This is a genomic window from Cyanobium sp. ATX 6A2, from assembly GCF_024346355.1.
In the GTDB taxonomy this organism is placed as follows: domain Bacteria; phylum Cyanobacteriota; class Cyanobacteriia; order PCC-6307; family Cyanobiaceae; genus NIES-981.
This window is the reverse complement of the sequence record NZ_JAGQCU010000009.1, coordinates 1-17855: the sequence shown is the minus strand read 5'-3', so window position 1 is coordinate 17855 and position 17855 is coordinate 1. Positions and strand designations below refer to the sequence as shown.

Here is a 17855-nt window from a genome sequence, read left to right as displayed (position 1 = left end):
AGCTTCACGGCGTGGGCGGGGAGATGCGGTCCAACTCCTGCAGCACACTGACACGCACCTGCTCCAAGGCCAGGTCGTGGCGGCGGGCCAGGGCGATCAGGTCGTCATGTTCGGGCTTCGCGCTCCAGCGTCCATCGGGCCGGCGGGCCTGCTTCACCCGCACCGGGCCGAGGGGGGTGTGGAGCTCCAGCTGGCGGCGGGGCAGCACCCAGCGCCGCTGCTCCTGCTCGCGCAGGCCCAGGCTGCTGCCGTGCTGCCACCACACCCGGCGCAGGACCGCCGCGGCCGCCGGATCGGGCCGCCCCAGGACGGTCACCAGCCAGCCCGGTCGGCCCTTCTTCATGGTGAGCGGCTGGCTGAAGGCCTCCAGGGCGCCGGCCCGGCGCAGGGCGTCGAGCAGAAAGGCCAGGTCTTCTGGGGTGGCGTCGTCGATCTGGGCCTGCTGCACCAGCACCGTCTCCAGATGGGGCTCCAGATCTGGGGCAGCTGGGGTGGCTGCAGCGGCGACCCCATCGGCCAGCACCAGGCGCAGCAGGTTGGGGCGATCAAGCTCCCGGCTGCCCAGGCCCACCCCCACCGCCCGCGGCACATGGGCCGGCGGCAGCCCGAAGCGATCCGCCCAGCAGGCCGCCAGGGCCAGGCCGGTGGGGGTGGTGAGCTCTCCGGCCGGCAGGCCGTCGGCGGCGGCCAGGGGCACCCCGTGCCGCCGGGCGATCTCCAGCACCGCCGGTGCCGGCAGCGGCAGCAGCCCATGGGCGGTGCGCACCGTGCCGTGGCCCGCCGGCGGCGGCGTGCACACCAGCCGCTCCACCCCCAGATGCAGCAGGGCGGCGCACACCCCCACCACATCCACCAGGGCATCCACCGCACCCACCTCGTGGAAGTGCACCCGCTCCGGGCTGTGCCCATGCACCGCCGCCTCGGCGTCCGCCAGCAGGCCGAACACCGCCAGCACCCGCTGCCGCAGGGGCTCGGGCAGGGGAGCCTGCTGCAGCTGGAGCCGCAGCAAGCTCCAGTGGCGCTCCGGCGGCTGGGCCTCCAACAGCCGCACCGCCAGGTGCAGGCCACGCAGACCGCCGCTGCGACGCTCCTCGATCTCCAGGGCGTAGGCCCCGGCCAGCCCCAGGGCGGCCAGGGGTTCGCTCACCACGGCCTCGGGCACGCCCAGATCCAGCAGGGCCGCCAGCAGCATGTTGCCGGCCAGACCGGTGGGGCAGTCGAGCAGAGCCAGCTGGCCCACCTCAGGCCTCCTGCAAACTCACCCGGCCCAGGCGGGGGGCCTCCGCCAGCAGGCGGGCGGCCTCGGCCTCCAGCTCCTGCTGGCGGCGGCGCAGCAGCTGATCGGTCTCGCGGCGGGCCCGGCGCTGTTCCCGCTGGGCGGTGGCCACATCGTGGCCGGAGAGGCCCCACATCCGGCCGAGCAGCGCCCGGTCGTCGGCGCCGCCCACGCTGGCCCCGTAGATCACCTGCTCGGCGGCCATGCCGGCCTGCAGCACCCGGCTCCAGCGGCGCAGCTCCTCCAGGGGCAGCTTGGCGTGCTCCGGGGGGTCGAACTCCGTGCTGCCGCCCACCGCCTGGCCCGCCCGCAGGCAGGCCAGGCTGCCCACCAGCACCCGGCGCACCGGCAGCCCCTGCTCGGCGGCCACCAGCACATGGCCGGCCTCGTGCACGGCGATGCGCCGCAGGCGACCCTCGCCACCGGGCAGGGCCTCGGCCAGCAGGTGACCGCCGCGGCCGGAGAAGCTGGCCGCATCCACGGTGAGAGCCCCCAGGGCGGTGGCGGCCAGCAGGGCGATCCAGGCGGTCGAGAGGCCCAGCAGCGGACCGACCACCGCCAGCAGAGTGATCACGGCCACCGCCACCCCGGCGGCGAGGGGGGAGGTCATGGCTGCACCCCCCAGCCCACCAGCGGGCCGAGCAGCAGGGTCGGCAGGGCGTTGACGCTGGAGGGATGGGGCAGCTCCAGCAGCTCCAGGGCCAGGCTCAGCACCAGCAGCCCGCCGAGGGCGGCGGTGAAGGCCACGGCGGGGGCGGCCATGGGGTCGCCCAGGCCGCCGGCCAGCTGCATCCCCAGGCCGGACAGACTGAACTGCAGCACGGCCATGGGCAGCAGCACCCAGGCCAGGGTGAGACCCACACCAGCCGCCAGCAGGGCGGAGCTGATGCCATCGAGGCCTGCCTTCACCAGCAACAGGTCGGGATCCCCGAGGGCGCCGTTGCGCAGGCAGCCCACCAGGGTCATCGGCCCCAGACAGAAGAGCACGAAGCTGCCGGCCAGAATGTGGGGACTGGAGCCCGGGGCCGGGGTGCCGGAACGGTGCAGCCAGGCCCCCAGCCGGCGTTCCAGGGCCAGGCCCTCACCGGCGCTCACCCCGAGCACCAGGGCCAGCAGGGCCGGCAGCACGGCCGGGAACGGCCCCAGGCGCTGCTGCCACAGCGGCTGAACCATCTGCACCGCCAGCAGCAGGGTCACCGCCCCCAGCCAGCGCCGCCATTGCTGGGCCAGGTCGAGGCTGATGCGCGCGCCCAGGCCGGCACCCACCAGGGTGCCGGCGGCCACGGCCAGAAGGTTGATCCAGGTGCCGCTGGTGGCCTCCCAGAGGGCCATGGTCAGCGGCCGGGACGCACGACGGCAGAGCGGGCAGCCTGGGGCTGGGGGCGATCCCCGCCCTGATGGCCGTCCCTGGGGGTGTCACGGCGGGGGCCGCGCTCCTTGCCGGAACGGTCTTTGCTGGGCCGATCTTTGCTGGACCGGTCTTTGCTCGGCCGGTCCTTGCCGCCGCGGCTGCCCCGCTTGTCCACCGGGGCGAGCACCTCCACTGCCTCCACGCTGAGGGTCTGCCCCTGGCGGCGCAGGTCGAGCGACACGAAGTGGCGCAGGTGGGCGAGGGGCACCTCGCCGCGCAGCTGCAACTTGAACGGGGCCGGGCGCTGGTCGGCCCGGGGCAGCTGACGCACCTTCACCACCAGATCGCCACTTTCCGGTTTGGTGAACACCAGCTCACCGCGCACCGAGAAGTAGTCGTCACCCTCGGGCAGGGCATCACCGCCGCTGGGTTCGGGGCTGGTGGGTTCGGGGAGGGTGATTTCGGCGCTGGTGGGTTCGGCGGCCTCGCCCTGCGCGGAGGCGGCTGAAGGCTCCGCGGGGTCAGCTGGGGGCTCCGCGGCGGCGAGGGTGCTGGGTTCCCAGATCCCCACCATCTGCAGGTGCAGGCCACCCTCCTCGCGGCTGCGGGGATACACCACCCAGAGGTGGGGCTGGGCCAGGTCGAGGTGCCGGCGCATCAGCGTCAGCAGCCGGCCCAGCACCACGGCCTCCAGCTCCTGGCCGTCGGCGGTGTGGATCGCTCCGCGGGTGAGCTGCTCGGGATCGGCGGGCACATAGACGCCACGCACCACACCGATGGCCCGGTACTGCTGCGGTTCGGTGACCGGCGGGATGGGATGGTCGCGCATGCCGCCAATGTAATGGCGGCCGCCTGGGCCGAGGCAGACTCGCCAGCTCTGGCTCGCCTGCGCGTCGATGCCCAGCCCCGCCAAACGAACTGCCCGGCCCCTGGCTGCCCGGCCCCTGGGGCTGGCCCTGGCCGCCGCCGGCCTGGCCGCCGTGTGCCTGGGAGCGGGCTGGTGGCTGGGCCAGCGCCAGCTCGCGGGCGCCGCGGGTGGTGCCGTGCCGGCCCTGGAGAACCAGGCGAGCGACCTGCGCCGCCGCCTGGAGGATGGCGAGGCCAGCGCCGAGGAACAGCAGCGGCTGCTGGAGCTGCTGGTGGCGCTCAACCGGCAGGCGGAGGCCACGGCGCTGCTGGAGCGGCTGGCGGATCAAGACCCCCAGCGCTGGTCGTTGCGGCTGCTGCTGGCGGAGCTGCGCCGCGATCAGGACGACCCGGCGGGCGCCGAGCGGGAGCTGCGTCAGCTGTTGAGCCAGCGGCCCGACCAGGTGGAGGCGCTGCAGCTGATGGCCCTGCTGCAGCTGGAGAGCGGCCGCGGCGCCGAGGCCCGCAGCCAGCTGGAGGCGGCCCTGCAGCGCGCCATCGCCCCCGAGCTCAGGCCGGAAGCACTGCCCATCGGCCTGCTGCTGGCCAATGTGCTCGAGCAGATGGGCCAGAGTGGTCCGGCGGAGGCGCAGCTGATCCGGCTGACCACCATCTTCCCCGCCGATTCCCGGCCCCTGCTGGCCCGGGCCCTGTTGCAACACAGCCAGGGAAAGCGCACGGCGGCCCAGGAAACCCTGGCCGAAGCCCGCAGCCGCCAGAGCGATCCGAGGCAGCAGGAACAGCTCGATCGCCTGGCGGCCGCCTGGGGCCTGGAAGCCCTCAGGGAGCCTGAATCAGCGAAGAACCCGGCGTCGCCGGCTGGGGAGCCGCATCAAAATCCCTGAGGGCCGCGTCGATGGCGTCGCGGGGAGGGGTGGCGTTGTCCAGCGCCGTGGCCCGCCGGATGCGGTTCATCAGCTCAATCGGATTGGTGGCATCGAGAATGTTGCTGCCGGGGCCGGCCCCACTGCCCTCGTCGAGCATCCGCTCCTGCTGGGGGGAGTTGATCGTCTGCCCGAAGCCCGCCTGCTGGGCCCGCGCTTCGCTCAGCGCCAGTGGGCCCAGCACCAGGGCCGCCAGCAGCAGAGCCGAGGGCCGTGCAGCTGGGCAGTCCTCTGCCGGTGAGCGTGGGGGTATGGCGTCCATGGCAAGTCCTCAGCTCAGCTGGGTTGCATGCTAAGGGCGCTCAGGGTGGGGCCATGCGCATCTCCAGCTGGAACGTGAATTCGGTGCGCACGCGCCTGAGCCAGGTGCTGGCCTGGCTGGAGCGGGAGCAGCCCGAGGTGCTCTGCCTCCAGGAAACCAAGGTGGACGACGCCCTGTTCCCCAGGGAGGCCTTTGAGGCCCTGGGCTACAGCTGCGCCATCAGTGGGCAGAAGGCCTACAACGGCGTGGCGATCGTGAGCCGTCCGCCCCTGGCGGACGTGCAGATCGGACTCGATGCCCTGTTGCCCGCCGATGCGCAGGCCACCCGACTGAGCGAGCAGAAGCGGGTGATCAGCGCCCTGATCGAGGGGGTGCGGGTGCTCAACCTCTACGTGCCCAACGGCAGTGCCGTGACCAGCGACAAATACGCCTACAAGCTGGAGTGGCTGGCCTGCCTGGAGCGCTACCTGGCCGTACAGGAGCGCCAGGGCGATCTGCTGTGCATGCTGGGCGACTTTAACATCGGCCCGGAGGACCGCGATCTGAGCGAACCGCAGCGGCAGACCGGCGGAATCATGGCCAGCGAAGCGGAGCGCCAGGCCCTGCGGCAGCTGCTGGGGGAGCGCCTGCACGACGTGTTCCGCACCTTCGAGCCGGCCAGCGGCCACTGGAGCTGGTGGGACTACCGCAGCGGCGCCTGGGACCGCGACCAGGGCTGGCGCATCGACCACATCTATCTCGATCGGGAGCTCCTGGAGCTGGCCACCGGCTGTGTGATCCACAAGGCCACCCGCGGCAACCCCCAGCCCAGCGACCACGCGCCGGTGGCGGTGAACCTGGCCTGGCCTCCCGACGATGAAGAGGAGGATTAGCAGCTTGGCTGAGTCCCGCCCGCGCGGGCCAGCCGGAGCGCCGCGGCAGAGCACCGGCTTCAAACCTCACGAATCCCCCTGATCCAGAAGGGTGCATGAGGCGTGAATCAGTAGTGTTTCCTGTGATCGGATCAGCCCATCAATGCGCCTGCGGTTCCACAAGGTTTCGGCAATGGGTAGACAGTTGGCCCACAAGGCGCTGGGGCTCTGTCTCGTCCTGAGCAGTGCGGCCGTCCTGGCCGGCCAGCCCGCCCGCGCCTCCGAAACGCTGTCCTTCTCCTATGGACCGCTGATTCGTTCGCTGAAGGTCAGCTCCCTGCAGAAATTCGCCGAAGACGGCACGGTTGAAGAGGATCTGGCCTTCTTTCTGGCTCTCGTCAAACCAGAGGACTACCCACGTCTGCGCAAAGCCCTGACGGAAAAGGCAGACGTCGACCCCCTGGTCGTCTCGCGATTCTTCAACAGCGATATCGGCGAAGACACCCTCGAGCGGCTGGGCAAAGCCATCACCATGCTCCGCGGCGGCAACGGGATGAGCATTCTTCGCGCCGCACTGGTGAATGCGGCGTTCTCCGATGATGGCCTCAGCCTGCTGTCGGTGCTGGAGCAGCTGCCTGCCAACGTTCAGATCCACGGGGAGAAAGTTCTCGCCACCGAACAGGCCACCAAACGGGTGATCGCAGCCACCGAACGGCTCGATTCCGTGATGAGCCAGCTCACCGCAGAAGAAGCGAAGGGGGATGCGCCAGCCGACTTCTCCGCCATGGCGGATCTGCGCAAGCCAGGCACTCTGGCGGTGACCAAGGAGGTCTGGAACCTGACGGACAGCAGGCGCAACCGCTCCTTCTACGTTGACGTCTACAGCCCCAGGAACCCGCCAGAGGGCAAGCTGCCCGTGATCGTTTTCTCCCATGGCCTGGCATCGAGGCCGGAGGATTTCTCGGAGGCCATGAGGCAGCTGGCCTCCCATGGCTACGTGGTGGCTGCACCGCAACACCCAGGCAGTGATGCCATCTGGCTCAAGGAGATGCTGAAGGGTCTGCACAAAGACATCTTCGATATCAACGACTTCTCGAATCGCCCCAAGGACATCAGCTTCGTCATCGACGAGCTTGAGCGCCGCAATGCCGGCCAGTTCAGCGGCAAGCTGGACCTGACGAGGGTTGCTTTGGTCGGCCATTCCTTCGGCGGATACACCGTGCTGGCCCTGGGTGGAGCCACGGTGGATCTGGCCTACCTCAAGAAGGAGTGTGAGCGCCCGTTCGGGGGCCTGAACGTGTCACTTCTGCTCCAGTGCCAGGCCCTGAGGCTCCCCCCGGAGCAGCTCACCAACCTTCAGGACAGCCGCACCGCCGCAGTGTTCGCGGCCAATCCGGTGAACCGCAGCATCTTCGGCAGGAAGGGGATCAGCACCATCAAGGTGCCTGTGGTGATGGCCTCGGGCAGCTACGACCCGGCAACGCCGCCGGCACTGGAGCAAGCCGCGTCGTTCACCTGGCTGACTGCTCCCGACAAATACTGGCTGATCGTGCAGGGTCAGGCCCACGTGAATTTCACCCAGATCGACCCCGGCATCAAGGATGCCATCGAATCGATGACAGACATCACCCTGCCCAGCCAGGGCGTCATCAGCAACTACATGAAGGGTGTGGCCTTACCCTTCTTCGAGGTCTATCTGCGTCAGAACAACAGCTACAAACCCTATCTTCGCTCGTCCTACGCTGAGTATCTGAGCAAAGATGAGAGGTTCAAGCTCTTCATGATCAGCGGACGTTCCACCCCGAAACTTGTGGATGCCATCGATGCATTCCGCAGGGACTATCCCGATCCGAAGTGACCACTGCGAGGGGCCATCGCGAATGAACCACCCCGCGGTGCAGCCGTCGGGCGTCCCTAGAACACCACCGCCTCAGCGGGCAGCTGCACCCCCTCGGCCCTCAGCACCTGCACCCGCCGGGCGGACTCGCCGCAGCTGCGCGGGGTGGGGAAGATCTTGCCGGGATTGGCGCGGCGCAGCGGATCGAAGGCATTGCGCAGCAGCTGCATCGTGGCCAGATCGTCGGGGCCGTACATCCAGTCGAGGTAGCAGCGCTTGTCGCTGCCCACCCCGTGCTCGCCGGTGATGCTGCCGCCGGCGTCCACGCACAGACGCAGGATCTCGGCCCCCAGCTCCTGCACCCGCTCGCGCACGCCGGCCTCGCCGTCGCGGTAGAGGATCAGCGGGTGGAGGTTGCCGTCGCCGGCGTGGAACACGTTGGCCACCGGCAGGCCGAAGCGCTCGCTGAGCGCCTCGATGGCCGCCAGCACCCGCGGCAGGGCGCTGCGCGGCACCACGCCGTCCTGGAGGTAGTAGCTGGGGAAGCGGCGGCCCAGGGCCGAGATCGCCGACTTGCGGCCCTTCCAGAGCAGGGCGCGCTCGTCCTCCTCCCAGGCCTGGCGCACCTGCCGGGCGCCGGCCTCGCGGCAGAGCCCGGCAGCCAGCTCGGCGGCGGCCACCACCTCCCGCTCCTGGCCGTCGAGCTCGATCAGCAGCACCGCCGCCGCATCGGCGGGGTACTCCTCGAACCCCTCGACGCCCCGGAGGTAGTCGTTGACGGCCTCGATCGTGAGCCGGTCCATCATTTCCATGCCGGCGGGCAGCACGCCGGCGGCGGTCACCAGCCGCACCGCCTCACCGGCCGCCTCCATGGAGCTGAAGTCGGCCAGCAGCACGGCCACGCTCTGGGGCGCCCGCAGCAGCCGCAGGGTGATGGCGGTGGCGATGCCCAGGGTGCCTTCACTGCCGATGAACGCCCCGCGCAGATCGAGTTCGGGGGATTCGTCGAGGCCGCTGCCCAGGGTGGTGACGGTGCCATCGGGCAGCACCACCTCCAGGGCCAGCACATGGTTGCTGGTGACGCCGTACTTGAGGCAGTGCACGCCCCCGGAATTCTCGGCCACGTTGCCGCCGATGCTGCAGGCCACCTGGCTGGAGGGATCGGGGGCGTAATAGAAGCCGTCGCCGGCCACGGCCCGGGTCACCCAGCTGTTGATCACCCCCGGTTGCACCACCACCCGCCGGTTCTCCAGGTCGAGCTCCAGCACCCGGCGCATGCGGCTGGTGGCGATCACCAGGGCCTCGGTCTCGGCCACGGCACCACCGGAGAGGCCGGTGCCGCTGCCCCGGGCCACGAAGGGCACGCCGCGCTCGTGGCAGAGCCGCAGCACAGCGGCCACCTGCGCAGTGGTTTCCGGCAGCACCACTAGGGGCGGCTGGTGGCGGTTGAGGGTGAGGCCGTCGCAGTCGTAGGTGAGCAGCTCCTGACGGGCCGCCACCACCGCCCGGCCGGGCAGCAGCCGGCGCAGGCCGCGCTCCAGGGCCGCCCAGTCGTGATTCACGGCCTGCACATGCGCGTGTGGATCAAGTCTGCTCCTGTGGCCGGCGGCCGGGTCGGTTCTGGGTCAGGATGGTTAGCGGTTTTCCTTCGCCAGCGGAATCCCTTTGACTTCGGCACCCGTTTCGGCCCACGCCTTGAACACGACCCGATCCCAGGAGCTCTTCAGCGCCGCCCAGAAGCTGATGCCCGGGGGAGTGAGCTCACCGGTGCGGGCCTTCCGCTCGGTGGGGGGCAATCCGATCGTGTTCGAGCGGGTGAAGGGCGCCTACGCCTGGGACGTGGACGGCAACCGCTACATCGATTACGTGGGCAGCTGGGGCCCGGCGATCTGCGGCCACTCCCACCCCGAGGTGATTTCCGCCCTGCACGAGGCGCTCGATCGCGGTACCAGTTTCGGCGCCCCCTGCGAGCTCGAGAACCGGCTGGCGGAGCTGGTGATCGAGGCGGTGCCGAGCGTGCAGATGGTGCGCTTCGTGAACAGCGGCACCGAGGCCTGCATGTCGGTGCTGCGGCTGATGCGCGCCTTCACCAAACGGGAGAAGATCATCAAGTTCGAGGGCTGCTACCACGGCCACGCCGATATGTTCCTGGTGAAGGCCGGCTCCGGGGTGGCCACCCTGGGGCTGCCCGACTCACCGGGCGTGCCGCGCAGCACCGCCGCCGCCACCCTCACCGCGCCCTACAACGACCTGGAGGCGGTGAAGCGGCTGTTCGCCGAAAACCCCGGTGAGATCGCCGGCGTGATCCTCGAGCCGGTGGTGGGCAACGCCGGTTTCATCACCCCGGTGCCGGGCTTCCTCGAGGGCATCCGTGAGGTCACCAAGGAGCACGGCGCCCTGCTGGTGTTCGACGAGGTGATGACCGGCTTCCGCATCAGCTACGGCGGCGCCCAGGCGAAGTTCGGCGTGACCCCCGACCTCACCACCATGGGCAAGGTGATCGGCGGCGGCCTGCCAGTGGGTGCCTACGGCGGCCGGGCCGACATCATGGCCATGGTGGCGCCGGCCGGGCCGATGTATCAGGCCGGCACCCTGAGCGGCAACCCGCTCGCCATGACCGCCGGCATCAAGACCCTCGAGCTGCTCCAGCGCCCCGGCACCTACGAGCGCCTTGAGGCGATCACCAAGCGCCTCGTGGCCGGCATCCTGGAGACCGCCCGCGGGGCCGGGCTGCCGATCTGCGGTGGCTCGATCAGCGCCATGTTCGGCTTCTTCCTCTGCGAGGGTCCGGTGCACAACTTCGAGGAGGCCAAGGCCGCCGACGCGGCCCGCTTCGGCAAGCTGCACCGCGCCATGCTCGAGCGCGGTGTGTACCTCGCTCCCAGTGCCTTCGAGGCCGGGTTCACCTCCCTGGCCCATTCCGACCAGGACATCGACGCCACCATCGCCGCCTTCCGCGAGAGCTTCGCGGCGGTGGCCTGAACGGGGCCTGAACGCCTGTGTCACCAGCGGCCAGGGCTGAACCGGCCAGGCCGCTGACGCGCCGGGGCCTGACCCAGGCCCTGGGCCCGGGCATCCTGCTGGCCGGCGCCGCCATCGGCGGCTCCCACCTGGTGGCCTCCACCCAGGCCGGCGCCCGCTATGGCCTGGGCCTGCTGGCCCTGGTGCTGCTGGCCAACCTGTTCAAGTACCCGTTCCTGCTGGTGGGCAGCCGCTTCACCGCGGTCACCGGCCTGAGCCTGCTGGAGGGCTACCAGCGCCAGCGGGGCTGGTATCTGCCGGTGTATCTGCTGATCACCTTCGCCACAGGAGTGGCCAACATCGCCGCGGTCACCGCCGTGGCCGGCGGCCTGGCCACCGTGTTTCTGCCGGGGCCGCCGAACCAGCTGGCCCTGGGGCTGCTGAGCCTCTGCCTGCTGCTGCTGCTGCTCGGCCACTACCGGACCCTCGACCGCTTCAGCAAGCTGATCGTGGCGCTGCTGGTGCTGAGCACGGTGGCGGCCACAGGCGCAATCCTCTGGCAGGGGCCGGTGGCCGCGGCCCCGGCCTTCTTCACCCCCAGCCCCTGGACCCTGGCGGCGCTGCCGTTCCTGGTGGCGTTGATGGGTTGGATGCCCTGCCCGCTGGATCTGGCGGCCTGGTCATCGCTGTGGATCTACGCCCGCCAGGAGGATTCCGGCCACCGCGGCAGCCGCGCCGAGGTGGAGGCCGACTTCAACCTGGGCTACGGCGTCACGGTGCTGATGGCGGTGCTGTTTCTGCTGCTGGGCGCCTGGGTGATGCACGGCACCGGCGACAGCTTCTCCGCCGCCGGCGGCGCCTTCGCGCAGCAGCTGATCGGCCTCTACACCGCCAGCCTGAGCAGCTGGGCCAAGCCGCTGATCGCCGCGGCCGCCTTCACCACGATGTTGAGCACCAGCCTCACCTGCCTGGATGGCTACCCGCGGGCGGCCTCGGCGGGGGTGCGGCTGCTGCGGGGCTTTTCGGGCCCGGCGGTGCACGACCGCCGCAACCACCAGCTCTGGATGGCGCTGCACTTCGCCCTGGCGGGCGCCGTGCTCGGCCTCTGGCCCGGCTCGATGGGCGCCCTGGTGCAGCTGGCGATGGTGGTGTCGTTCGTGACGACACCGGTGCTGGCCTGGATGAACCTGCGGGTGATCCAGGGCCGCCAGGTGGCTCCGGCCGACCGGCTGGGCCCCGGCCTGCTGGCGGTGGCACGGCTGGGCCTGGTGCTGCTGAGCGTGTTTGTGCTGCTGTTTGCGCTCAGCCTGCGCGGGGGGTGAGCGATGGCCCGGTGGCCCGAAACAGCTGAACAAGGTGTCGCAGCCCACATGGCCGGGCACAGGGCACTGACAAGGCAGCCCCAATGGAGCTAAACAGGCCTGAGCCAGCAACCTCACGCCATGCCTGCCTCTGGCCTCCAAGGCCTCATGAAAGCGGCCTACAACGATCCCGCACTGGAGGCCCGTCTCAAGGCCCCTGGGGCAGACCCGGTGGCCATCGCGGCCGAGGCGGGATTCAGCATCACGCTCGAGGAATTCAACAACGCCCTCGAGGCCTGGGAGAGCTGGCGGATGAGCAGGATCCACGACGAGGAGCAGGACTGACCCCCAGCTCCCGGAGCGTGAGGCCGGGCGGTTCGCGGGGTTCGTCAAGCCGCGTCAAAGACCTCCTTCACGGCCAGCGCCAGATCGTGCAGCTGGCGTCGACCGTCACCAGCAAACGACGATCCATGCATCACAGCCAGTGTTCTGGGATCCAGTTCAGAGAATGAAGCCAGCAGGCGATCGGTCTGGCGGGTATACGGCAGATAACAGGAGAGAGGACCCTGCTGCATCTGCCGCATCGCCTCGAGAGACGGGCCCACCAGATCACTGGATGTGACAGGGGCTGCAGCTCCGAAATGATGGAAGAGGTCTGAACAGAACAAGGTTCGCTGGGTTTCCTCGAACAACAGGCCCGCATCCCAGCCATGCGGCAGATGCGGAGAGCGATAGAACCGAAAACGGTATTGACCCGTGACCAGGAGGTCGTCTGGGCCCATACCCCGCGCGGGCCTGATGGCAAAGTCGTCAGCACTCACAACCTTGCCGACGAAGGTGCAGACAGGCTCAGCGTCCGGCGCCAGCTCAAGCCAGTGGTTGAGACCACCGATTTCATCCGACTCAAAGTGACTCCAGGCCACATAGCGAAGCGTGGCAGGGTCGATGAGCGCGGCGACCGCCTCGCTCAGGCTGGGAAACATCCCCTTGAGGCCTGCATGAAACAACAACGGTTGCTCATCTCGCACAAGGAAGTGATTGAATTGCAGATCCAGCTCCGGCACATAAATCGACAGGCGAAACAGGTCGGGAGCGATCTCGGTGATGGTCGTCATGGGGTGGGTGCAGTGCCGCCCAGGGCTTGGGGCCTGGGGCGGAGCTCAGGGAAGGCGGCATGAGGCGTGCGTGACGCCACTGGTCAGCTCTGTGAATACAGGCCGATGGGGTTGCCTTCGGTGTCCATGCAGACGGCGATGAAGCCATACTCGCCGATCGTCATCTTCGGCTGCAGCACCTTGCCGCCGGCGGGCTCCACGCGGGCCTGTTCCACAGCGCAGTCGTCGCAGGCGAAGTAGATCAGGGTGCCACCGGGGCCGGGTTGCATGCCCTCCATGGTGGTGAGGGCGCCGCCGGCTCCCATGAGGGTGTCGCTCATGGGAAAGGTCCAGTAATCACCACCCTCGGGGGTGGGCATGTTGGTGAGGGTGAGCGCGAACACGGCCTCATAGAACCGCTTGGCCCGCTCGATATCGGAGACGGCGATCTCGAACCAGTTGACGGGGTTTCGGATCATGGCGGGGCCGGGCCGGTGATGGTGCCACCGTAGGCGCGGTTTCCAGGGAGGGCAGGACCGCACCCTCAACCGTGCGATTCGCCGTGTGATGGGTCGTGTCGTCATGAATGCAACCCGGCCCATTGCGGCGAACGACCTCAGGACCGGTGGCATCGGCGTGATCTCAAGCGTCTGGACGCCATGGCCACAGGGCCCGATGACCAGGTCGAAACGGCGCAGACCCGGTCTTGAGTTGGTCGTTGGTGTTCACCGAGCGGAACAACCGCAGAACCCTGGCCGTGGTCGAAGCCAATCCGCATCATCCTTCACTGCGACCTCATGCACGACGAGGTCGCCTTCAAGGACTGCATTCCGTTGCCTCAGCAGCAGCGACGGCCGGTTTACCCCCTGAACCGTGTGGTATTCCGTCCCTGGCGCCGGCAGGGTGCGCGCTTTGAGAATCACGGCGTCGATGCCTCACGAGGCCACCCCATGTCCGCCGCCAACACTGAACTCGTCGCGGCTCCTGGCCGCGATTTCGTTGCCATCAACGAAGGCCTGCTGAAGCGGCTGCTGCGGCGCGCCGGGCGCACCCTCGCCCGTCCGGCCATCCAATGCTTCGAGATGGCGATCGACAGCCAGACACCGCACAAGGCACGCCTCACGATGCTCGCGGCGCTGACCTATCTGCTGGTTCCACTCGATCTGATCCCGGATTTCATCCCGGTGGCGGGCTTCTCCGACGATCTGATGGCGATCACGGCCCTGCTCGGGCTGTGCACCCGCTACGTGTCGCCACAGATCCGCGAGCGGGCCGAGCACAGGCTGAATCAGTGGTTCCCGCAGGAGCGCTGATCAGCAGCGACCTCCCTCGTTGAGGGTGTCGATCGTCCCGAGGCGAAACGCCCCACATTCTCAATCCCCGGGCTGGCGGCAAGCAGGCAGGCCTTCAGCAACTGCTCCAGCCCACCACCGCTGAGGCCCTCCACCACGCCCCAGCCGGCGGCGGCGAGCAGCGGATCGATCAGCTCGGCGCGGGTTTCGGCCTCGTTCATGGCAGCAGCGAGGCCACGTGCTCGAGGAGATCGGCGCAGATCTGGTTCCAGGTGGCGCGATCGAGGTTGACCTGCTCCGGTTCCTCGTCGTAGCGGCGCAGCACAGCGAACAGGGTGAAGCGGCTGAGCCCGATGTAGGGGTCGATGGCGGCTCCTTGATCCCGCAGCATCTGGAACAGCAGCCGGAGATTGTGACTGAAAGGGGGCTGTTCTGACACCAGCACCAGCAACCAGGCTTTGAGCGCTTTTTCTGTGACTTGCTGCAGATAAAACTCCCAGACGGCTTCATCGAAGACGGAGGGATTGACCATGGCCATGACCGGAGAGAGGTCGCGCCGCGCAATGCGCAGAAAAGCGGTGGGCGTCTCAGCCGGCGCCATGCACAGGCTCCGCTGGCTCCAGCCGCCGGCCATAGCGGAAGGCCTCGGCGATCACATTGATCCGCCCATGCCGCCGCTCCTCCACCTCACTGGCAGAGAAGAGCAACAACTCAATCGGCAGGCGGTGATGGGCCAGCTTCCAACCCAGGGCATCGGTTTCCTCAAACCGCGAGTGCGCGGCCAGCCAGGCGTCGGGCACGGTGACCAGCAGATCGAGATCGGAATCGGGCCGGGCGGTGCCGCGGGCGCGGGAGCCGAACAGGCGCACCTCGGCGCCGGGAATCGCCGCCTGGATCTCGGCCGCGATGGTGCGCAGCAGCGCCTCATCCACCACGTAGTGATAGCTGGAGGGGCGAGACGAAGCGGCCATGGGATCAGTCTGGCGCGTCCGGCCGGCGAACCAGCTCCACGCCGGCACGCTCGATGTGAGCCAGCAGGGCGGGATCGCGAATCGCGCTGAGCGCGGAGAGATCGATGTCGGAGGCGGGGCGATGGCAGGGACGACCATTAGGCAGCCAAGCATTCCCAAGGCAGCCCGGGCTTGGCATATCCCAGGTCCAATGCAGAAATAGTCGGCCCTCCAATGCAGGAAACAACGAGCCCACGCCCCTGGCCGGCACCAGCTCACGCCGTCCAGTCGCTCCAGTCGGGCACCTCCTCACTCCAGTGCTGGAGCTCCGGCACCACGATCAGCCCCGATGCCGGCTCGCCGTAGGCCCGGCAGGGGCGGCCGCTGGCCAGGTGGTGGGCGGCTTGGGCGCAGAGGGCGGCATCGATCCAGTCGATGCTGGTGAGCGGTGCGGTGTCGATGCCGGCCTGCTCCAGCAGGGCCCGGCGCTGCAGCCGCTTCTGGCGAGCAGCGGCGTTGCCGCCGCGCAGCTGCCAGGTGATGGCGTGGGGGAAGGTTTCAAAGCAGGCCGGAGCGCTGGGCGGCAGGCCAGGCGACGGCAGGCCAGAGAGCAGCGGATGGCTGGCCTCCAGCTCCCGGTAGAGCGCTTCGCCCTGCAGCATCCAGCCGTAGTAGTTGCTGGGATGGCTGACGGCCGCCGTGCGGCAGGGGGAGGCAAAGCAGCGGATGCCGGCGGCATTGAGCTCGCGTTCGCAGGGCCGGGCCCGGCCATCCCCGCTCCAGCGGCAGGGCGCATCGACGGCGATCAGCTGGGCGCCGATCACGCTGTGGCACCAGTGGGCCAGCTCCTGGACGTCGGATGTGGCCAGCTGCCCGGCCCAGGCGCCAGCGCTGAGCGCCACGGCATGGAAGCCCTTGCGGGAGCCGCCCACGTCGATACCGATCACAGTTGGGGCAGCCAAGGCAAGCTCTCTATCCCAGCTAGCCTGGTGTACAGGTTATTGGACAACTCCATGTAGGTGGTGAGCTTTTCGGAGGCCCGGGAGAGCTTCAAGGCCGTGCTGGATCGGGTGGAGGCCGATGCGGACGTGACCCTGATCACCCGGCGGCACGCCAAGGGGGCGGTGGTGATGTCGCTCGACACCTACAACAGCCTGATGGAAACGGTGCACCTGCTGCGTTCCCCGGCCAACGCGGCCCATCTGCAGCAGTCGCTGGAGCAGGCCGGGCGTGGGGAGCTTCTCTCCCATGGGCTGCTCGATCCAGATCTGGCCGATGCCGAAGATTGAGCGGCTGGCCTGGACGGCAGCCGCCTGGGAGGACTACGTCCACTGGCAGAGCCAGGACCGCAAACAGCTGCGGCGCATCAACCAGTTGATCCAGGACTGCCTGCGCGATCCCTTCGATGGCATCGGCAAACCCGAGCCCCTGAGGGAAAACCTGGCCGGCTGCTGGTCGCGCCGCATCGATGAGGAGCACCGCCTGGTTTACCGGCTGGATGACGGGCTGCTGGTGATCCTGGCCTGCAGGGTTCACGACCGGTGATCACAACCCATCTCAGGGATCCAGGAGGTTTTCCAGGGCCTCGCCACCGGGCAGTCGATAGATCCCGAAGTCGCGTCGATCGAGGGTCGCGACACGGCGGATCCCATGCTCCTGGGCCACCCAGAGCAGGGAAGCATCCGCCAGATCCATCGGCAAATCGCCGTACTGGCGCATCCAGGTGGCCATCCATTCCAGGGCGGATCCATCGAGCTCCGCAAGGTTCAGACCACCAAGCGATACCCAGGACAGGAACCGCGGTGCCAGATCCGCAGGAATCAGATGGCAGACCTCGGTCAACACCGGCCAGGTGGACACAAAAGCCCCCTGATGCCGTTGAAAGAACCCAGCACAGGCCCCATGGTCCTGATCACTGCTGTCGAACCAGGCAACCAGCGGGCCGGTGTCCAGCAAGGTGGCACCGCGAAACAGGGAACGGCTCACGACTGCGGTCCGGCCTGCCGTTCCCGCTTGTGCTGATCACTCAGCTTCTGACGGAGCAGGGAGGCATGGTCCCTGCCCCGGCTGGTGGTGCCGTTGTCCGGTGTGGCGCTGGAAAAGCTACCCACCAGCCCGAGGCGTTCCGCAAGAGCTGCCGGGCTTGTGGATTGCTGCTGCAGCAGGGCAAGCCCGGCCTTGACGACCTCACTCTGGCTGAGGCCGAGGTTCTGGCAGAGGTTGTTGAGCCTGGCCTCGCTGCCGTCATCGAGGCGCACTGAAATGGTCCGCATGGCGCCCCTCCTGCACGTATTACGTTCATATTACGAGGATTGGCGCTGGCGCACATCCCGGCGCGCAACACCCACCTGCTCCAGCAGCGTGGCCAACCCCTGGGAGCCGCAGGAGGACCGTCAGCCGTGATGCCCGCAGCGGTTCGGTCCTTCGGTGTCAGCCGGAACCGTTCCAGATCGGAAGTAAGGCACTGCTGCGGATCCTGTGGCCACGATCAGCCGATCGGCTGGATCACCATGAAAGGCATCGGGCAACCGGTCCAGGGCGATGACGACGTCGACATCGATCGGCACCGTCTGAACGACTCCAGGGGCCGCCGCCTGGCTCACCGCAGGGCATCAAAGGCCTGGGCTTCCAGCATGGAGTCTTCGGGTTCGGCGTGCAGCACACCGGATCCGCGCAAGCGCTCCCAGGGATGCGAGTCCGCTACAACTCCCACAGAAGGTGGCGTCAGGCGGGCCACGGGTTTGCCGTGCCGGGTGATCAACACCGAGCGGCGTCCCATGGAGTGGTGTAACTCGGGAGGATCAGCCCCGGCTACGCCGGGGCTGACGGCTCGCCTCCCTCAGATCTCAGCTGTGGCAATGGGTGGGCCGGTCTGTGACCCTGTTCGGAG

The 17855-nt window shown here is 68.8% G+C and carries 25 protein-coding genes; 9 read left to right on the top strand and 16 right to left on the bottom strand.

Annotated elements, in window-relative coordinates; translation table 11 throughout:
- Positions 1–4: 4 nt before the first annotated feature.
- The 4 genes from larC to KBY96_RS09500 are packed head-to-tail and all read right to left on the bottom strand — an operon-like array spanning position 5 to position 3456.
- Complete coding sequence (gene larC / locus KBY96_RS09515; protein ID WP_315859488.1) at positions 5–1240, bottom strand: nickel pincer cofactor biosynthesis protein LarC; 1236 nt, start codon at positions 1238–1240, stop codon at positions 5–7.
- A gap of 1 nt (position 1241) precedes the next feature.
- Positions 1242–1886 carry a hypothetical protein gene (locus KBY96_RS09510; RefSeq protein WP_254979132.1) on the bottom strand — a complete coding sequence of 215 codons (645 nt, stop codon included), beginning with the start codon at positions 1884–1886 and terminating at the stop codon, positions 1242–1244.
- On the bottom strand, positions 1883–2608 hold the full coding sequence (locus KBY96_RS09505) for a DUF554 family protein (RefSeq protein ID WP_254979131.1): 726 nt from the start codon (positions 2606–2608) through the stop codon (positions 1883–1885). The genes KBY96_RS09510 and KBY96_RS09505 overlap by 4 nt, the downstream gene beginning before the upstream one ends.
- Positions 2609–2610: 2 nt before the next feature.
- The gene (locus tag KBY96_RS09500) at positions 2611–3456 is read right to left on the bottom strand and encodes a hypothetical protein (protein ID WP_254979130.1); all 846 of its coding nucleotides are present in this window, start codon (positions 3454–3456) and stop codon (positions 2611–2613) included.
- Positions 3457–3523: 67 nt separating this feature from the next.
- Between KBY96_RS09500 and KBY96_RS09495 the strand changes: the two genes are divergently transcribed.
- On the top strand, positions 3524–4378 hold the full coding sequence (locus KBY96_RS09495; RefSeq protein WP_254979129.1) for a tetratricopeptide repeat protein: 855 nt from the start codon (positions 3524–3526) through the stop codon (positions 4376–4378).
- On the opposite strand, the gene KBY96_RS09490 is transcribed toward KBY96_RS09495, so the two are convergent.
- The gene (locus KBY96_RS09490; protein ID WP_254979128.1) at positions 4314–4679 is read right to left on the bottom strand and encodes a hypothetical protein; all 366 of its coding nucleotides are present in this window, start codon (positions 4677–4679) and stop codon (positions 4314–4316) included. The genes KBY96_RS09495 and KBY96_RS09490 overlap by 65 nt on opposite strands.
- A gap of 53 nt (positions 4680–4732) precedes the next feature.
- Between KBY96_RS09490 and xth the strand changes: the two genes are divergently transcribed.
- Both xth and KBY96_RS09480 read left to right on the top strand, forming a co-directional pair.
- Positions 4733–5551 carry an exodeoxyribonuclease III gene (xth, locus tag KBY96_RS09485; RefSeq protein WP_254979127.1) on the top strand — a complete coding sequence of 273 codons (819 nt, stop codon included), beginning with the start codon at positions 4733–4735 and terminating at the stop codon, positions 5549–5551.
- Positions 5552–5693: 142 nt separating this feature from the next.
- Positions 5694–7388 carry an alpha/beta hydrolase gene (locus KBY96_RS09480; protein ID WP_254979126.1) on the top strand — a complete coding sequence of 565 codons (1695 nt, stop codon included), beginning with the start codon at positions 5694–5696 and terminating at the stop codon, positions 7386–7388.
- 56 nt (positions 7389–7444) lie between these two features.
- Here the strand turns inward: KBY96_RS09480 and KBY96_RS09475 are convergent, their stop codons facing one another.
- On the bottom strand, positions 7445–8929 hold the full coding sequence (locus KBY96_RS09475) for an FAD-linked oxidase C-terminal domain-containing protein (RefSeq protein ID WP_254979125.1): 1485 nt from the start codon (positions 8927–8929) through the stop codon (positions 7445–7447).
- 133 nt (positions 8930–9062) lie between these two features.
- Here KBY96_RS09475 and hemL point away from each other — a divergent pair, with 133 nt between their 5' ends.
- The 3 genes from hemL (at position 9063) to KBY96_RS09460 (ending at position 11974) form a co-directional block, all read left to right on the top strand.
- On the top strand, positions 9063–10349 hold the full coding sequence (gene hemL / locus KBY96_RS09470; RefSeq protein WP_254979124.1) for a glutamate-1-semialdehyde 2,1-aminomutase: 1287 nt from the start codon (positions 9063–9065) through the stop codon (positions 10347–10349).
- 17 nt (positions 10350–10366) lie between these two features.
- Positions 10367–11650: an NRAMP family divalent metal transporter gene (locus KBY96_RS09465; protein ID WP_254979123.1), complete on the top strand. Its 1284-nt coding sequence runs from the start codon at positions 10367–10369 to the stop codon at positions 11648–11650.
- Positions 11651–11770: 120 nt separating this feature from the next.
- On the top strand, positions 11771–11974 hold the full coding sequence (locus tag KBY96_RS09460; RefSeq protein WP_254979122.1) for a Nif11-like leader peptide family natural product precursor: 204 nt from the start codon (positions 11771–11773) through the stop codon (positions 11972–11974).
- A 44-nt stretch (positions 11975–12018) separates the two neighbouring features.
- Here KBY96_RS09460 and KBY96_RS09455 read toward each other — a convergent pair whose 3' ends face one another.
- Together KBY96_RS09455 and KBY96_RS09450 are read right to left on the bottom strand one after the other, a co-directional pair.
- A complete protein-coding gene (locus KBY96_RS09455) occupies positions 12019–12744 on the bottom strand; it encodes an MBL fold metallo-hydrolase (RefSeq protein WP_254979121.1) in 726 nt (241 codons plus the stop codon).
- A gap of 83 nt (positions 12745–12827) precedes the next feature.
- Positions 12828–13202 (bottom strand): VOC family protein, encoded by a 375-nt coding sequence (locus tag KBY96_RS09450; RefSeq protein ID WP_254979120.1) that lies wholly within the window; start codon positions 13200–13202, stop codon positions 12828–12830.
- 318 nt (positions 13203–13520) lie between these two features.
- On the opposite strand from KBY96_RS09450, the gene KBY96_RS09445 reads away from it, so the two are divergent.
- On the top strand, positions 13521–14036 hold the full coding sequence (locus KBY96_RS09445) for a YkvA family protein (RefSeq protein WP_396122311.1): 516 nt from the start codon (positions 13521–13523) through the stop codon (positions 14034–14036).
- Here the strand turns inward: KBY96_RS09445 and KBY96_RS09440 are convergent.
- From KBY96_RS09440 to KBY96_RS09425, 4 genes are all read right to left on the bottom strand, one after another.
- Positions 14012–14236, bottom strand: coding sequence for a hypothetical protein (locus tag KBY96_RS09440; RefSeq protein ID WP_254979119.1), 225 nt, complete (start codon positions 14234–14236; stop codon positions 14012–14014). The two genes, KBY96_RS09445 and KBY96_RS09440, sit on opposite strands and share 25 nt — an antisense overlap.
- On the bottom strand, positions 14233–14616 hold the full coding sequence (locus KBY96_RS09435) for a HEPN domain-containing protein (RefSeq protein ID WP_254979118.1): 384 nt from the start codon (positions 14614–14616) through the stop codon (positions 14233–14235). Before KBY96_RS09435 ends, KBY96_RS09440 begins: the two co-directional genes overlap by 4 nt.
- Entirely contained in the window at positions 14603–14986 is a 384-nt protein-coding gene (locus KBY96_RS09430) for a nucleotidyltransferase domain-containing protein (RefSeq protein ID WP_254979117.1), read from the bottom strand. The genes KBY96_RS09435 and KBY96_RS09430 overlap by 14 nt, the downstream gene beginning before the upstream one ends.
- A 254-nt stretch (positions 14987–15240) precedes the next feature.
- Positions 15241–15927, bottom strand: a complete 687-nt coding sequence (locus KBY96_RS09425; RefSeq protein ID WP_254979116.1) for a DUF429 domain-containing protein — start codon at positions 15925–15927, stop codon at positions 15241–15243.
- Positions 15928–15984: 57 nt separating this feature from the next.
- Here KBY96_RS09425 and KBY96_RS09420 point away from each other — a divergent pair, with 57 nt between their 5' ends.
- Together KBY96_RS09420 and KBY96_RS09415 are read left to right on the top strand one after the other, a co-directional pair.
- Positions 15985–16254, top strand: coding sequence for a type II toxin-antitoxin system Phd/YefM family antitoxin (locus KBY96_RS09420; protein ID WP_396122310.1), 270 nt, complete (start codon positions 15985–15987; stop codon positions 16252–16254).
- A complete protein-coding gene (locus KBY96_RS09415) occupies positions 16241–16510 on the top strand; it encodes a Txe/YoeB family addiction module toxin (RefSeq protein ID WP_254979114.1) in 270 nt (89 codons plus the stop codon). Before KBY96_RS09420 ends, KBY96_RS09415 begins: the two co-directional genes overlap by 14 nt.
- Before the next feature lie 12 nt (positions 16511–16522).
- Here the strand turns inward: KBY96_RS09415 and KBY96_RS09410 are convergent, their stop codons facing one another.
- From KBY96_RS09410 to KBY96_RS09395, 4 genes are all read right to left on the bottom strand, one after another.
- Positions 16523–16951, bottom strand: coding sequence for a PIN domain-containing protein (locus KBY96_RS09410; protein ID WP_254979113.1), 429 nt, complete (start codon positions 16949–16951; stop codon positions 16523–16525).
- Positions 16948–17238, bottom strand: coding sequence for a hypothetical protein (locus KBY96_RS09405; protein ID WP_254979112.1), 291 nt, complete (start codon positions 17236–17238; stop codon positions 16948–16950). The genes KBY96_RS09410 and KBY96_RS09405 overlap by 4 nt, the downstream gene beginning before the upstream one ends.
- Positions 17239–17358: 120 nt before the next feature.
- Positions 17359–17568 carry a hypothetical protein gene (locus KBY96_RS09400; protein ID WP_254979111.1) on the bottom strand — a complete coding sequence of 70 codons (210 nt, stop codon included), beginning with the start codon at positions 17566–17568 and terminating at the stop codon, positions 17359–17361.
- Positions 17565–17744 carry a hypothetical protein gene (locus KBY96_RS09395; protein ID WP_254979110.1) on the bottom strand — a complete coding sequence of 60 codons (180 nt, stop codon included), beginning with the start codon at positions 17742–17744 and terminating at the stop codon, positions 17565–17567. The genes KBY96_RS09400 and KBY96_RS09395 overlap by 4 nt, the downstream gene beginning before the upstream one ends.
- Positions 17745–17855 lie beyond the last annotated feature (111 nt).

Coding starts and splice junctions, on each gene's coding strand:
- KBY96_RS09510 (WP_254979132.1), bottom strand. CDS start 1,886: ATGACCTCCCCCCTCGCCGCCGGGGTGGCGGTGGCCGTGATCACTCTG.
- KBY96_RS09505 (WP_254979131.1), bottom strand. CDS start 2,608: ATGGCCCTCTGGGAGGCCACCAGCGGCACCTGGATCAACCTTCTGGCC.
- KBY96_RS09500 (WP_254979130.1), bottom strand. CDS start 3,456: ATGCGCGACCATCCCATCCCGCCGGTCACCGAACCGCAGCAGTACCGG.
- KBY96_RS09495 (WP_254979129.1), top strand. CDS start 3,524: ATGCCCAGCCCCGCCAAACGAACTGCCCGGCCCCTGGCTGCCCGGCCC.
- KBY96_RS09490 (WP_254979128.1), bottom strand. CDS start 4,679: ATGGACGCCATACCCCCACGCTCACCGGCAGAGGACTGCCCAGCTGCA.
- xth (WP_254979127.1), top strand. CDS start 4,733: ATGCGCATCTCCAGCTGGAACGTGAATTCGGTGCGCACGCGCCTGAGC.
- KBY96_RS09480 (WP_254979126.1), top strand. CDS start 5,694: ATGCGCCTGCGGTTCCACAAGGTTTCGGCAATGGGTAGACAGTTGGCC.
- KBY96_RS09460 (WP_254979122.1), top strand. CDS start 11,771: ATGCCTGCCTCTGGCCTCCAAGGCCTCATGAAAGCGGCCTACAACGAT.
- KBY96_RS09455 (WP_254979121.1), bottom strand. CDS start 12,744: ATGACGACCATCACCGAGATCGCTCCCGACCTGTTTCGCCTGTCGATT.
- KBY96_RS09450 (WP_254979120.1), bottom strand. CDS start 13,202: ATGATCCGAAACCCCGTCAACTGGTTCGAGATCGCCGTCTCCGATATC.
- KBY96_RS09445 (WP_396122311.1), top strand. CDS start 13,521: ATGCACGACGAGGTCGCCTTCAAGGACTGCATTCCGTTGCCTCAGCAG.
- KBY96_RS09440 (WP_254979119.1), bottom strand. CDS start 14,236: ATGAACGAGGCCGAAACCCGCGCCGAGCTGATCGATCCGCTGCTCGCC.
- KBY96_RS09435 (WP_254979118.1), bottom strand. CDS start 14,616: ATGGCGCCGGCTGAGACGCCCACCGCTTTTCTGCGCATTGCGCGGCGC.
- KBY96_RS09430 (WP_254979117.1), bottom strand. CDS start 14,986: ATGGCCGCTTCGTCTCGCCCCTCCAGCTATCACTACGTGGTGGATGAG.
- KBY96_RS09415 (WP_254979114.1), top strand. CDS start 16,241: ATGCCGAAGATTGAGCGGCTGGCCTGGACGGCAGCCGCCTGGGAGGAC.
- KBY96_RS09405 (WP_254979112.1), bottom strand. CDS start 17,238: ATGCGGACCATTTCAGTGCGCCTCGATGACGGCAGCGAGGCCAGGCTC.
- KBY96_RS09395 (WP_254979110.1), bottom strand. CDS start 17,744: ATGGGACGCCGCTCGGTGTTGATCACCCGGCACGGCAAACCCGTGGCC.